This is a genomic window from Aminobacter niigataensis, from assembly GCF_014200015.1.
In the GTDB taxonomy this organism is placed as follows: Bacteria; Pseudomonadota; Alphaproteobacteria; order Rhizobiales; family Rhizobiaceae; genus Aminobacter; species Aminobacter niigataensis.
This window is the reverse complement of record NZ_JACHOT010000001.1, coordinates 168,856-181,222: the sequence shown is the minus strand read 5'-3', so window position 1 is coordinate 181,222 and position 12,367 is coordinate 168,856. Positions and strand designations below refer to the sequence as shown.

Sequence of the window (12,367 nt, the reverse complement as noted above, 5' to 3'; positions counted from 1 at the left end):
CGCGGGAGTATCCTCCCCCTCCGTATCAGGTGCAAGTTCGTGCTGTGCTGGGGCGGCAGCGGGCCTCTGGCGCTCAGCCGCTGTGGCCTGGGCTGGCGAGGCGCTTTTCCATGAACACGCTGAGCGGGTCTTCGCCGTAGTCGCCGAACGGCCCTCGACGCTCAAACCCGGTGCGCTCGTAGAGCGCCAGTGCCTCGTGATTGGCGATACCGGTCTCGAGCCGCAGCAAGGTAAGGCCGACCGCCCTGGCACGAGCCTCGAGTTCGGCCAGGATCGCCTTGGAAAGCCCTTTGCCCCTGGCTGCCGGTATCACCCACATGCGTTTGAGTTCGGCCCAACCGTCCGCCATGGCGAGTGCGCCGGTGCCGACGGCGGTCCCCTGATCGTCGCGCGCGACGACAAAATGCACATTGTCGGCCCTGAGGGCTTCGAGCGGCAGGAAGTGGTTGCTTTCGGCCGGATAGAGCGACGCGCCATAGGCGTCGCCGTCTTCCAGCAGCGCGATGACCCCCGGCGTGGCCGGATCTTCGCGGCCGATGCTGAACTGCATCACATGGCCCTTCAGCGTTCGGTCAGCGCCAGCTTGGCGCCGAGCATGACGAAGGCCGCAGCAAAGGTCCGCCGCATCCAGGTCATGACCCGCGGGCTGCTCGTCACCTTGTCGCGCATGGCGGCGGCGCACAGGCCGTAGATGGCGAAGATGACGAACGTCGCCAGCATGAAGACACCGGACAATTCGAGCATCCGCCCGAGCACGTTCGGCTCGTTGGGTGCAATGAACTGCGGCAGGAAGGCGACGAAGAAGATCGACAGCTTCGGATTGAGCAGATTGACCAGGATGCCGTCGATCAGCACCTGCCATGTGCTGCGCGGATCGGCGTTGGTTTCGATCTTGAGCGCGCCATGTTCGCGCAGGCTATGCCATGCCATGTAGAGCAGATAGGCGACGCCGGCATATTTGACGATCTCGAACAGCAGCGCGCTGGTGTGCAGCAGCGCGGCAATGCCGGTCAGCGCCGCGATCAGATGCGGCACGATGCCGAGCGTGCAGGCAAAAGCGGCTAGCACGCTTGCCTTGCCGCCGCGCGAAAGGCCGGCAACGAGCGTGTAGACAACACCGGAGCCGGGCGAAGCGACAATGATCAGCGTGGTCAGCAGGAATTCGATCGACACGGCAACCTCCCAGGTCGCCAGGACCATAATTGAACAGGCGCGCCTGCGGAAGCCACCCGATTTCGCAACCATTGCCTTTTGTGCCCAGGCCCAGGAACGGGCCGCTGCGCCAACGCACGCCGTAAGCGTCTCACGTCAAGCAACGCATTCAACCGGCCCGACCGGGAGGAATGCCATGTCTTGCGCTCTCGTGATTGATGCCGATCTCAGGAAATACTCTCCCATGACCCTACGTTCGAAGCCGCGCGGCAAGCTGCCGGCGCGTTATGCCGCCTTTGCCATGCCGCTGGTTCTGTCGGTGGTGATGACCTTTGTGGTCTCGGCCATCTCGACGCTGAAGAGCCTCGGCCCGACGCCCGCCTTCCTCGCCACTTGGCCGTCGGCTTGGGCGCTGTCCTGGCTGGTGGCGTTTCCCACCCTGCTCTTGGTGCTGCCGCTCGTCCGCCGCATCGTCGCACTGGTCGTCGAGTCTCCCAGGGCGTCGTGACTACTATGGGTGGCGCCAGGCGCCACCCAGTTCCTGCCGTTGCGCGGGTCAAAACCCGGCGGAGGCATGCCGTACAAGCCGCCACTCTGTCCGCAACGTGCAAACAATCGGAACTTTTGTGCAACCAGTTGGTTTGGCTTGGTGAAAGCAAACCAAGGATGATGCCATGAACAGTCAACATCATTCCATGCAGAACTACCTTCGTCTTCTGGCGATGGCCGTTCTATCCTACATCGCCATGTTTGCGCTGATGTATGCCATGGTGAACACGTTCGCCGATGTATTTGCAAACCTGAACCAGTTCTACATGGCAGCACTGATGGTGTTCCCGATGATTCTGATCGAGCTCCTGCTCATGCGCGCCATGTATCCCAACCGCGCGATGAACATGGCGATCGTCGCCTTCAGCCTTCTGGTGTTCGCCGCGTCGTGGTTCATGATCAGGGAACAGACGGGGGTTGGCGACGTGCAGTTCCTGAAATCGATGATCCCGCATCACTCCGGCGCGGTGCTGATGTGCGAAAACGCCACCCTCGGCGACGCGGAGATCTCCGCGCTGTGCGCCGATATCGTGCCCGGCCAGCAGGCCGAGATCGACAAGATGAGATAGATCTTGCAGCGTCTGGAAGGCGCATGATCCTGCCTCGGCCAAGGCTGCGGCCGCGATCCCGCCAATGCAGGGAAGGTCACCCATGATCCGGGTTCGGTCAGCGTCCTAGGACCTCGGCAAACGGCCTGTCCCGATCAGCCGGCCACGTGCATCGGCTGGCAGTCGGGGCTCTGGATCGCCGCCAGCATGTCCTCGGCGACATGTCGCCAGCTCCGCAGGCTGGGCCTTGCCTCGGCAATGCGCTGTTGCAGGCTGCGACGATAGTCCTGGTCGGTGGCCAGCCGTTCCAGCAGGCCGGCCAGTTCCCCCGGCGAATCCGGGTCGAAATAGACAGCGAGGTCACCACCAACCTCCGGCAGGCTGGACGATGGCGACGCCAGTGCGGGCGTGCCCAGCCAGAGCGACTCCCCCAGCGGCAGGCCCCAGCCTTCGAGTTTGCTCGGCATCAGGGTGGCCAGCGCGTTCTGGTACAGCCTGATGAGGTCCGCCTGCGACGGGCTGTCGACCATCAGCACATGCGGCGCCACCATCGCATTCAGGCCGCTCTTGAGGCCGGCGACCGTCCTGCGACGGTTGGCGCCGGCGATCACCATCAGCGGCGGTGTCTTGCCTTGCTCCACCAGCAGCCGCTGTGCGGCGAGAACGACATCCAGGTTCTTGCGCCCGAGCGTGATGCCCACGCCCAGCACATAGGGCCGCGCCGGCAGCTCGAGCTTCGGCTTCTCGCCGTCCGCGCGGCATTCATGCGCCAGGGGAACCACCGAGACCCCGGGAAGCGGCGGCAACAGTCCCTCCTTCACCTTCGCCTGCAGGTCCCTCGCAGTGAACTGCGAGTTGGCGATGATATGGCTGGCGTGGCGGATCACCTTGTTGTTGTCGGCATGGAAATTGAGCTGGAATGCATCCGGCTTGTCACCAAAATCGTGCAACGGGATGCAATCGTGCAGCAGCGGGTAGAACCGCGTCTTGGAACGGGTCCGGACCAGGCAATCGATCATGTCGACCAGGAGCTTCGGCCGCCCCGCCGACACCAGATATCCATCATTGAGCGCAATCGGCTTCAAATGCGACCGGAGCGCGCGCAGTTTTGAACGGTTGACCGCTCTCAGGAATGCGCTGAACGTGGTCGCAAACATGCGGTTCGGCAGGCTGCGGCCCGCCTTCGGTCCACGCAGCCGGAAAGGAATCGCGCCTTCCGGAAAGCCGAGATCGACGACGCCGTTATAGGACGCCTTGCCGAAATGCGGTTTGACCTCGAAGAAGTCGCGCGCGGTCTCATCGTACACGACAAATACCACGCCCTTGTCGAGGAGATGAAGCTCATAGCCGATCTCCGCCACCACCCTGGCGATGCCATAGAATTTGAGCCTGCCCCGGCTCAGCAGATAAAGTTCGCTCAGATCGTAATAGACAGGTGAACTCAAACAGGCTGACCCGATTTTGAACGGTGGAAAGCAAAATGGCCGTCCTGGGGACGGCCATTTCTGAGTTTCTTGTCAGCTGTCGAGGAAGCTGCGCAGCTTACGGCTGCGGCTCGGATGCTTGAGCTTGCGCAGCGCCTTGGCCTCGATCTGGCGGATGCGTTCGCGGGTGACCGAGAACTGCTGGCCAACCTCTTCGAGCGTGTGGTCGGTGTTCATGCCGATGCCGAAGCGCATGCGCAGCACGCGCTCCTCGCGCGGGGTGAGCGAGGCGAGCACGCGCGTGGTCGTCTCGCGCAGGTTCGCCTGGATTGCCGCATCGATCGGCAGGATCGCCATCTTGTCTTCGATGAAATCGCCGAGGTGCGAATCCTCCTCGTCGCCGACCGGCGTTTCGAGGCTGATCGGCTCCTTGGCGATCTTCAGCACCTTGCGCACCTTCTCGAGCGGCATGGCGAGCTTTTCAGCCAGTTCTTCCGGCGTCGGCTCGCGGCCGATCTCGTGCAGCATCTGGCGCGAGGTCCGCACGATCTTGTTGATCGTCTCGATCATGTGCACCGGGATGCGGATGGTGCGGGCCTGGTCGGCGATCGAACGCGTGATCGCCTGCCTGATCCACCATGTCGCATAGGTCGAGAACTTGTAGCCACGACGGTACTCGAACTTGTCGACCGCCTTCATCAGGCCGATGTTGCCTTCCTGGATCAGGTCGAGGAACTGCAGGCCGCGGTTGGTGTACTTCTTGGCGATCGAGATGACGAGACGGAGGTTGGCTTCCACCATCTCCTTCTTGGCCATCGCCGCTTCGCGCTCGCCCTTCTGCACCTGGTTGACGATCTTGCGGAATTCCAGAATCGAGATCGCCGTTTCTGTGGCGAGGTTCTGGATTTCGGCGCGCAGGTCGCGGATCGCGTCCTTCTCGTTCTTGGTGAACTCCTTCCAGCCACGGCTGGACAGGTTCGAGATCGAGCGGATCCAGTTCGGATCGAGTTCCGAACCCTGATATTCGCGCAGGAATTCCTCGCGGCGCACACCGTAGCTTTCGGCCAGGCGCAGCAGCTTGCCCTCGTTCTGCACCAGCCGCTTGTTGATGTCGTAGAGCTGCTCGACAAGCGCCTCGATGCGCGCATTGTTGAGCGACAGCGACTTCACCGCCTTGACGAGTTGGTCCTTCAGTTCCTTGAGACGACGGTCCTGGCTCGGCGACAGGGTGCCGGCGGCAGCGAGACGGTTTTCGACCTGCTGGTCCTGCAGCTTGCGCAGCTTCTTGTAGGTGTCGGCGATGACGTCGAGGGTCTCCATGACCTGCGGACGCAGTTCCGCTTCCATGGCCGCCAGCGACAGGCTTGCCTCGTCGTCTTCTTCCTCATCCTCTTCGCCGCGGGTGTCGCCACCCACGTTGGTGACGTCGTCTTCCTCGTCGCGGCCGCCGCGGCGCGACTTTTCGTCGGCCTTCGGCTTGGCGTCCTCGTCGACACGCTCGACGATCGGCGCCTGCTTGGCCTCGGGGCCTGCATAGGTCGCTTCGAGATCGATGATCTCGCGCAGCAGGATCTTGGCTTCGTTGAGTTCGTCGCGCCAGATGATGATGGCCTGGAAGGTCAGCGGGCTTTCGCACAGGCCCGCGATCATCGTCTCGCGGCCGGCCTCGATGCGCTTGGCGATCGCGATCTCGCCCTCGCGCGACAGAAGCTCCACCGAGCCCATCTCGCGCAGATACATGCGCACGGGGTCGTCGGTGCGGTCGGTCGGCTCTTTCTTGGTCGTCGTCGCGGCAACGGCCGTGCCGGTCTGTTCGGCAAGCTCGTTGGCATCTTCCTCGGCATCGCCTTCGGCGGCCTCGGCTTCTTCACCCTGCTCGTCGTCCTCGACCACGTTGATGCCCATGTCGGACAGCATCGCCATCGTGTCTTCGATCTGTTCGGAGGTCACTTCCTCCGAAGGCAGCACCGCGTTGAGCTCGTCCATGGTGACATAGCCGCGCTTCTTCGCGACCTTGATCATCTTCTTGACAGCGTCATCGGAAAGGTCGAGCAAAGGGCCGTCAGTTGCGCCTTCGCGTTCGGTCTCGACCTCTTCCTTTTCTTTTGTCGCCATTCTTTGCTTTCTCCAGGCGGCCCGTCAGCCGCTTAAACTCTCGGACAGTGCAAATCAGATGGCTTCATCCAACCTGCGCCTGAACTGCCAGTAGCTGCACCTGTGTTAAGTCCAGATTAACCCTGATATCTGTGGCGGAATATCTTCCTGTCCAGTGACAAGCGCCCCAATCCGCATTCTACAGGCCGTCGACACGACTGGCGGTCTGGCCGCCGGTTAACTTTTCGAATCGACCTGATTCCGTCATTCCGGCGGAAGGTCAAGCGCCTGTCGCATGATTCGCGACAAAAAAGCGAATCAAATGCGGGATTATCGCAATCTCGCTCTAGTTCCGCCCGCCTCGGCCCGAGGACACCCCGAAGCCTTCGATAAGCGCCTCGGTGGCTTGCACGTCGTGAAACTGCGCCTGGATCTCCACCAGATGCCGATAATTCTCGTCGGTCGGATCGGTAGCCAGCGCCGCCTCGGCCTGTTTCAGTTCCTTATGTAAGGTGCGGGCGCTGCGGTGCAAGTGCAGCGCCTGGGCGAAGGCGTCGCGGGCATCTTCGATCGCCGCATCCTCGAGTGCCGTCCACTGCCGCGTCCGCCGCGCCAGCGCCACCGCCCGCTCCCACATCTCCGCGCACGAGGCCCGTTCGATAGCCGCCACCACCGCCTCGCGCGTGTTGGCTTCGCCATGCGCCATGGCATCGATCAGCACCGTATGCAGTTGCCTCAGTTCACCGTGGCTGAGATCGAGCTTTTCGACATGGTCGAAATTCTCGTCGATCAGCGCGGGATGGTTGACCAGCGCCACAACCAGGGCGGCCTCGCGCAACGGCATGATGCCGCCCGCCCGCTTGACCATCGCCGAGCGCGCCAGGCTTTCCGATACGGCAAACCGGCCGGCCGCCGCGCCCGCGCCGCCCTTGTTCCACTGGCCACGCTCGCCGCCCTTGCCGAACGAACCCTTGCCGCGCTCGCCCTGGCCTTGCTGCCTGCCGCGCTGGTTGCCGAAGAAACTCAGCACCCGTTCGCGCATCTCCTGCTGGTAGTGATAGCGGACGCTTTCGTCCTTGATCCTGCCGGTCAGCTCGCGCAGCGTCTTTTCAAGCTCGGCGCGGCGCTCGGGCGTGTCGAACACGCCGCCCGAAGTCTCGCGCATCCAGACCAGTTCGGACAACGGTCGCGCGGCGGTAAGTACCGTTCGAAACGCCTCCGGTCCCTCCCCCTTGACTAGGTCGTCGGGGTCCTTGCCCTCGGGCAGCAACGCAAAGCGCGCGGTATGGCCGGGCGCCACCAACGGCAGCACCATGTCGGCGGCGCGATAGGCGGCCTTGAGCCCGGCCTTGTCGCCGTCGAAGCACAGCACCGGCTCGCCCGACATGCGCCACAACAGTTCGAGCTGATTTTCGGTCAACGCCGTGCCGAGCGGCGCCACCGCATTGTCGAAGCCGGCCTGGGCCAGCGCGATCACGTCCATGTAGCCTTCGACGGCGATGACCGCCCCGCCCTTCTGTAGCGCCTTGCGGGCGCGAGCGAAGTTGTAGAGCACGTTGCCCTTGTGGAAGAGCTCGGTCTCCGGCGAGTTCAGATACTTGGCAGAGACCTCCGCCGACATGGCGCGGCCGCCAAAGGCGATGATGCGTCCGCGCGAATCGGGAATCGGGAACATGATGCGGTCGCGGAAGCGGTCGTAGGAGACCGGCACGTCCTCGAACACGGTCAGTCCGCAGGCCTCCATCTGTACTTTTTCGATGCCTTTCGAAGCCAGGAATTCCTTCAGCGCATTTCGGCTATCAGGCGCAAAACCGAGCCTGAAAGTCTGTTGCGTCGCCGGCGTCAGTCCGCGGTCGCGCAGATAGGCCCGCGCCCTTGCCCCGTCCGCACTCTGCAGCCGGTCCTCGAAGAATTTCGTCGCCAGCTCCATGACGTCGGTCAGACTGGCGCGTTCCTTCTCGCGCCGCTCCTCATGCGCGTCGCGCGCCGGCATCGGCACGCCGGCCATCTCGGCGATCCGCTCGACCGCCTCCGGGAAGGTCATGCCGTCGAGGTCAGTCAGGAAACGGAAATGGTCGCCCGACACACCGCAGCCGAAGCAGTGGTAGCGGCCCTTGCGGTCCTCGCAGTGGAACGACGGTGACTTCTCGCCGTGGAACGGGCAACACGCCCAGAAATCGCCGCGCGGCGCGTTGGTCTTCTTGCGATCCCAGGTCACGCGCAGGCCCACCACGGCCGAAATCGGCACGCGGTCGCGTATCTCGCTCAAGAATCCGTCGGAAAAGCGCATCGGGCCCTGCTTGTTTGAAACTGATATAGGCGCTCGCTCCGTCGGACACGACTCCTATTCGCCAGCATGCCCGCTGTTCACAGGCCAATCGCAGCGACCATCCCAATTGCGTGCACGGAATGTCGCCCGGGAACCCGAGGCTCCGCCGGACGTATCTCATATATGAGCAACTCAGATATCTTGCGAGCAGTGCACACGCGTGCAATATGGACGAAAAATATTATCCGGCTAATCTAATCGACATGGTCAAGACAGTGATTCGCATGCGCGTCCTGCCCTTCGCAGCCGCCCCAGACTTCAGCCGGTGCCGCCGATGAGCGGCTCCGTCGTCCTGCTCCACCTCGCCGGCGCGATAGCCTTGCTGCTGTTCGCCACGCGCATGGTGCGCACCGGCGTCGAACGCGCCTATGGCGACGTCCTACGCCACAAGCTGCGCAACACCATGCGCAACCCGATCCTGGCCGTTCTGGCCGGCACCGCGCTCGCCATCGCCTTCCAGAGTTCCACCGCGGTCACCCTGCTCGTCGGCTCCTTCGCCGGGGCCGGCATCGTCAGCGGCATCGCCGGCCAGCTTGCCGTGCGCGGCGCTGAGATCGGCTCGGCACTGGTCATCAAGATCCTGACCTTCGACCTGTCGCTGCTGGTGCCGATCTGCCTCGCCGCCGGCACCACCATGTTCCTGGCCACCGACCGCCGCAGCTGGCAGCAGACCGGCCGCATCCTCGTCGGCATCGGCCTTCTCGTGCTCTCGCTCGAAATGGTCGGCCAGGCCTCCGAGCCGCTGCGCGAAAGCAGGCTGCTGCCCGTCATCGTCGACTATTTCGCCGGCGATCCCATCACCGCCTACCTGCTGGCCGCCGTCGTCACCTGGCTGTTCCATTCCTCGATCGCCGCCGTGCTGTTGATCGTCACCCTTGCCGGCCGCGGCTTCGTGCCGCCCGAACTCGGCATCGTGCTGGTGCTCGGCGTCAATCTCGGCAGCTCGATCATCGCCCCCCTGCTCACCCGCAACGCCGAACCCGGCGTCCGTGTCGTCCCCATCGGCAATCTTCTGATGCGCGGCGCAGGCTCGCTCGTCATGCTGGTTGCCTTCCTCTGGGCCAAGCCGTCGGTCGCCTTCCTCGGCGCGACCGTGCCCGACCAGATCATCAACGCCCATATCCTGTTCAACTGCATCATCCTGGTCGCCGGTATCCCGCTCGCCAAGCTGGTCTACAGCGCCTCGGAAAAGATCGTCGCGCTGGGCACCAAGGCCGACCCGGCCAAGGACATGGCGCTTGCCGAACTCAGCGCGCTCAACGAGGCCGCGCTCGACACGCCGTCCCAGGCGCTGGCCAACGCCACGCGCGAAGTGGTCCGCGTCTGCGAAACCGTCGAGATCATGCTCCAGCGCATCATCGAGCTCTACGAAAAGCCCGAGGCCGACAAGATCGCAGCCCTTGCATCCCTCGACGATCGGGTCGACCGCAAGCATGCGGCGATCAAGCTCTACCTCGCCAAGGCCACCATCCGGCCGATGACCGAGGACGAGGCGCTGCGCTGCCAGGAACTGCTCGGCGCCTGCGTCAAGCTCGAGCAGGTCGGCGACATCATCGTCCGCAACATGCTCGCCCATGTGCAGAAGAAGCTCGACCGCGGCCTCGAGTTCACGCCCGAGGGCTGGCGCGAACTGACCGCATTCCACGCCTCGGTGATGGCCAATGCGCGCCTTGCCTTCAACGTGCTGGTGTCGCGCGACGCCAACACCGCCCGCCAGCTCGTGCTCGAGAAGGACAGGCTGCGCGACGTCGAGAAGCAGACCAGCCAGAGCCATTTCCTGCGCCTGCGCGACGGCACCATCAAGAGCGTCGAGACCAGTTCCATCCACCTCGACACCATCCGCGACCTCAAGCAGATCAACTCGCTGCTCGCCTCGATGGCCTATCCGGTGCTCGAAGAGCAGGGCCTGCTGCGCGGCTCGCGCCTCAAGGCAAGCTGAGCGGACTCAGACATCCCCTTCTCCCATTGTGGGGTGAGGAGTGGTGGCCGAAGGCCAGGAAAAGCCAACGATTTGGCTGTTCCAACGACGAGCGCCCAGAGCCATAGCGGAGGGCCGGGGTGCCCCGAAGGGGCAGATGAGGGGTGCTGGACGGAGTATGGTATTTCCAAACTCTCTTTGACGGCACGCATTCTCCACCCTCCCACTCCGCCCAGCACCCCTCATCCTCTCGGCGCTACGCGCCGATCCACCTTCTCCCATAAGGGGAGAAGGTAAGCCTCGCGCCCTGGCCTCACGGACAAGCCTTGCCTGCCACCGCCAATCCGAGTGAGGCTCTCCCTCCGAACCCGGGGATCAGCACATGGCCGCGCTCGACCAGAAAACCCTCATCGCTGAGATGACCGCATGGCGGCGCGACCTGCATGCCCATCCCGAATTCGGCTTCGAGGAGAAGCGCACCGGCGCCTTTGTCGCCCGAAAGCTGAGGGAATTCGGCCTCGACGAAGTCGTCGAAGGTATCGGCGGCACCGGCGTCGTCGGTACGCTGCGCCGCGGAACCGGCAATCGAGCCATCGCGCTCAGGGCCGACATGGACGCCTTGCGCATCACCGAGCAGGCCAGCCACGGCCACGCCTCGCAAAATCCCGGCGTCATGCATGCCTGCGGCCATGACGGCCACACGGCGATGCTGTTGGGCGCAGCCAAGCTGCTTGCCGGCGACGGCGGCTTCGACGGCACCGTGCGCTTCGTCTTCCAGCCCGCCGAGGAGTGGGGAAAGGGCGCGCTCGCCATGCTCGACGACGGCCTGATGAGCCGCTTCCCCTTCGACGAGATCTACGGCCTGCACAACATGCCGGGCCTGCCCGTCGGCCATTTCGAGACCCGGCCCGGGCCGATCATGTCGGCGGAGGACAATTTCGAGATCGTGCTGCGCGGCCTCGGCGGCCACGCCGCCCGCCCGCATGGCGGCCGCGAGGTGCTCGTCGCCGCCTGCGCGCTGGTCGCCAATCTGCAGACCATCGTCTCGCGCCGGCTGAGCCCGGCCGACATCTCCGTCGTCTCGGTCACCGAACTCATCACCGACGGCACCCGCAACGCCCTGCCCGGCTTTGCCCGCGTGCTCGGCGACGCCCGCAGCTTTCGCCCGGAGGTCAGCGCCGAAATCGAACGGCAGATGCGCATCATCGCCGAAGGCACGGCGCTGACCTACAATTGCACCGCCGAGGTGGCCTACACCAGGGAGTTCGTACCGCTGATCAACGACGCCGATGCCACCGAGGCGGCGATCGCGGCAGCCCGCACCGTCTTTGAAACCGGCGCGGTCAACGGCCACGGCGAGATCGTCACTGCTTCCGAGGATTTCGCCCGCTTCCTCGATCATGTGCCCGGCTGTTTCGCTTGCATCGGCAATGGCGAAGCCTCGGCGCCGCTGCACAACCCGTCCTTCGATTTCAACGACGAAGCCCTGATCCACGGCGCGCGCTTCCACGCAGCCATCGTGCGCCAGCGCCTGCCCGAGGCGTGACCCACGCCATCGTGCGCCAGCGCGCCGGCATCCTTGACGACATCGACCTTGCCCGAATCGGATTTGTTGGCGACACTCAAGCTGGCCGTGCAGCCTGCCGCTCGCTCCTTCCGGATTGGTGAATGCACCTCACCCTTGATTTGACCCTTTTGGGTGGCCGTCGGCAATGCGAGCACTGACGTTGTTTGTCACCCCTTCCAAGGGAACCAATCCATGCCGTCACTTGATCGCGTGAAGTCCATGGCCAAGGAACTGCGCAGCAGCCTGGCCACACAAAACATCCACCTCTCGCACAGCGCCTGCCTCGAAATCGTCGCGCACCAATTCGGCTTTTACGACATGCTCAAGGCGCACTGCGACACCAAGTCCGAATTCCACATCTCGATCGTGGTCGAGCACGGCTGCGAGGAGGAAGCGGCCGCGTTCTACCAGCGGGCTTTCGGCGCCGTTCGTGGCGGTGCCTACATGTTCGAGGGCGAGCCGATCTCCATAGACCTTCACATCGGGGATACGGCAATGCAAGTCGGAGGAGCCAACCCCCGCAGGGAACTGGAGCCGCACCGAGGCGGCCCCTTTTATCCCAAGGCCAAGGGCGCGGTCAGTACGGTCTTCATACTTGACGTCGCCAACGCTGAGATCGCCCTGCAAAGAGCGGTCAATGCGGGGGCGACCCTACGGGGAGAGCTGGATGTAGCGACCGACGGCCGACGCGGCGCCACGGTGTTCGATCCGTTCGGCCATATCTGGGCGCTTCAGGACAGGACGCCCCTCAGTCTTCGCCGAGCCGCCTGAGCTCCCAAGAACAAC

The 12,367-nt window shown here is 64.0% G+C and carries 10 protein-coding genes; 5 read left to right on the top strand and 5 right to left on the bottom strand.

What is annotated here, in order from left to right; translation table 11 throughout:
• Positions 1 to 73 precede the first annotated feature (73 nt).
• Both GGQ99_RS00955 and GGQ99_RS00950 read right to left on the bottom strand, forming a co-directional pair.
• A complete protein-coding gene (locus GGQ99_RS00955) occupies positions 74 to 550 on the bottom strand; it encodes a GNAT family N-acetyltransferase (RefSeq protein ID WP_108607414.1) in 477 nt (158 codons plus the stop codon).
• A gap of 11 nt (positions 551 to 561) precedes the next feature.
• Entirely contained in the window at positions 562 to 1,173 is a 612-nt protein-coding gene (locus GGQ99_RS00950; protein ID WP_183260038.1) for a LysE family transporter, read from the bottom strand.
• Between the two features lie 223 nt (positions 1,174 to 1,396).
• Here GGQ99_RS00950 and GGQ99_RS00945 point away from each other — a divergent pair, with 223 nt between their 5' ends.
• Positions 1,397 to 1,660 carry a DUF2798 domain-containing protein gene (locus GGQ99_RS00945; RefSeq protein WP_108607413.1) on the top strand — a complete coding sequence of 88 codons (264 nt, stop codon included), beginning with the start codon at positions 1,397 to 1,399 and terminating at the stop codon, positions 1,658 to 1,660.
• A 166-nt stretch (positions 1,661 to 1,826) separates the two neighbouring features.
• Positions 1,827 to 2,270: a DUF305 domain-containing protein gene (locus GGQ99_RS00940; protein WP_246389367.1), complete on the top strand. Its 444-nt coding sequence runs from the start codon at positions 1,827 to 1,829 to the stop codon at positions 2,268 to 2,270.
• Positions 2,271 to 2,404: 134 nt separating this feature from the next.
• Here GGQ99_RS00940 and GGQ99_RS00935 read toward each other — a convergent pair whose 3' ends face one another.
• The 3 genes from GGQ99_RS00935 to dnaG all read right to left on the bottom strand — a co-directional run bounded on the left by GGQ99_RS00935 (position 2,405) and on the right by dnaG (position 8,057).
• Positions 2,405 to 3,694: a glycosyltransferase family 4 protein gene (locus GGQ99_RS00935; protein ID WP_183260036.1), complete on the bottom strand. Its 1,290-nt coding sequence runs from the start codon at positions 3,692 to 3,694 to the stop codon at positions 2,405 to 2,407.
• 72 nt (positions 3,695 to 3,766) lie between these two features.
• Entirely contained in the window at positions 3,767 to 5,788 is a 2,022-nt protein-coding gene (rpoD, locus tag GGQ99_RS00930) for an RNA polymerase sigma factor RpoD (protein ID WP_108607411.1), read from the bottom strand.
• Between the two features lie 325 nt (positions 5,789 to 6,113).
• Positions 6,114 to 8,057, bottom strand: a complete 1,944-nt coding sequence (gene dnaG, locus GGQ99_RS00925; RefSeq protein WP_183260034.1) for a DNA primase — start codon at positions 8,055 to 8,057, stop codon at positions 6,114 to 6,116.
• 313 nt (positions 8,058 to 8,370) lie between these two features.
• On the opposite strand from dnaG, the gene GGQ99_RS00920 reads away from it, so the two are divergent.
• The 3 genes from GGQ99_RS00920 to GGQ99_RS00910 all read left to right on the top strand — a co-directional run bounded on the left by GGQ99_RS00920 (position 8,371) and on the right by GGQ99_RS00910 (position 12,352).
• A complete protein-coding gene (locus GGQ99_RS00920; protein ID WP_183260032.1) occupies positions 8,371 to 10,035 on the top strand; it encodes a Na/Pi cotransporter family protein in 1,665 nt (554 codons plus the stop codon).
• A gap of 361 nt (positions 10,036 to 10,396) precedes the next feature.
• Entirely contained in the window at positions 10,397 to 11,560 is a 1,164-nt protein-coding gene (locus GGQ99_RS00915; RefSeq protein ID WP_183260031.1) for an amidohydrolase, read from the top strand.
• A 213-nt stretch (positions 11,561 to 11,773) separates the two neighbouring features.
• Positions 11,774 to 12,352, top strand: a complete 579-nt coding sequence (locus tag GGQ99_RS00910) for a glyoxalase superfamily protein (protein WP_246389364.1) — start codon at positions 11,774 to 11,776, stop codon at positions 12,350 to 12,352.
• Positions 12,353 to 12,367 lie beyond the last annotated feature (15 nt).

What these genes read in the sequence shown, in the direction of transcription:
- GGQ99_RS00955 (WP_108607414.1), bottom strand. Translation starts at nt 550, where the DNA reads ATGCAGTTCAGCATCGGCCGCGAAGATCCGGCCACGCCGGGGGTCATC.
- GGQ99_RS00945 (WP_108607413.1), top strand. Translation starts at nt 1,397, where the DNA reads ATGACCCTACGTTCGAAGCCGCGCGGCAAGCTGCCGGCGCGTTATGCC.
- GGQ99_RS00940 (WP_246389367.1), top strand. Translation starts at nt 1,827, where the DNA reads ATGAACAGTCAACATCATTCCATGCAGAACTACCTTCGTCTTCTGGCG.
- rpoD (WP_108607411.1), bottom strand. Translation starts at nt 5,788, where the DNA reads ATGGCGACAAAAGAAAAGGAAGAGGTCGAGACCGAACGCGAAGGCGCA.
- dnaG (WP_183260034.1), bottom strand. Translation starts at nt 8,057, where the DNA reads ATGCGCTTTTCCGACGGATTCTTGAGCGAGATACGCGACCGCGTGCCG.
- GGQ99_RS00920 (WP_183260032.1), top strand. Translation starts at nt 8,371, where the DNA reads ATGAGCGGCTCCGTCGTCCTGCTCCACCTCGCCGGCGCGATAGCCTTG.
- GGQ99_RS00915 (WP_183260031.1), top strand. Translation starts at nt 10,397, where the DNA reads ATGGCCGCGCTCGACCAGAAAACCCTCATCGCTGAGATGACCGCATGG.
- GGQ99_RS00910 (WP_246389364.1), top strand. Translation starts at nt 11,774, where the DNA reads ATGCCGTCACTTGATCGCGTGAAGTCCATGGCCAAGGAACTGCGCAGC.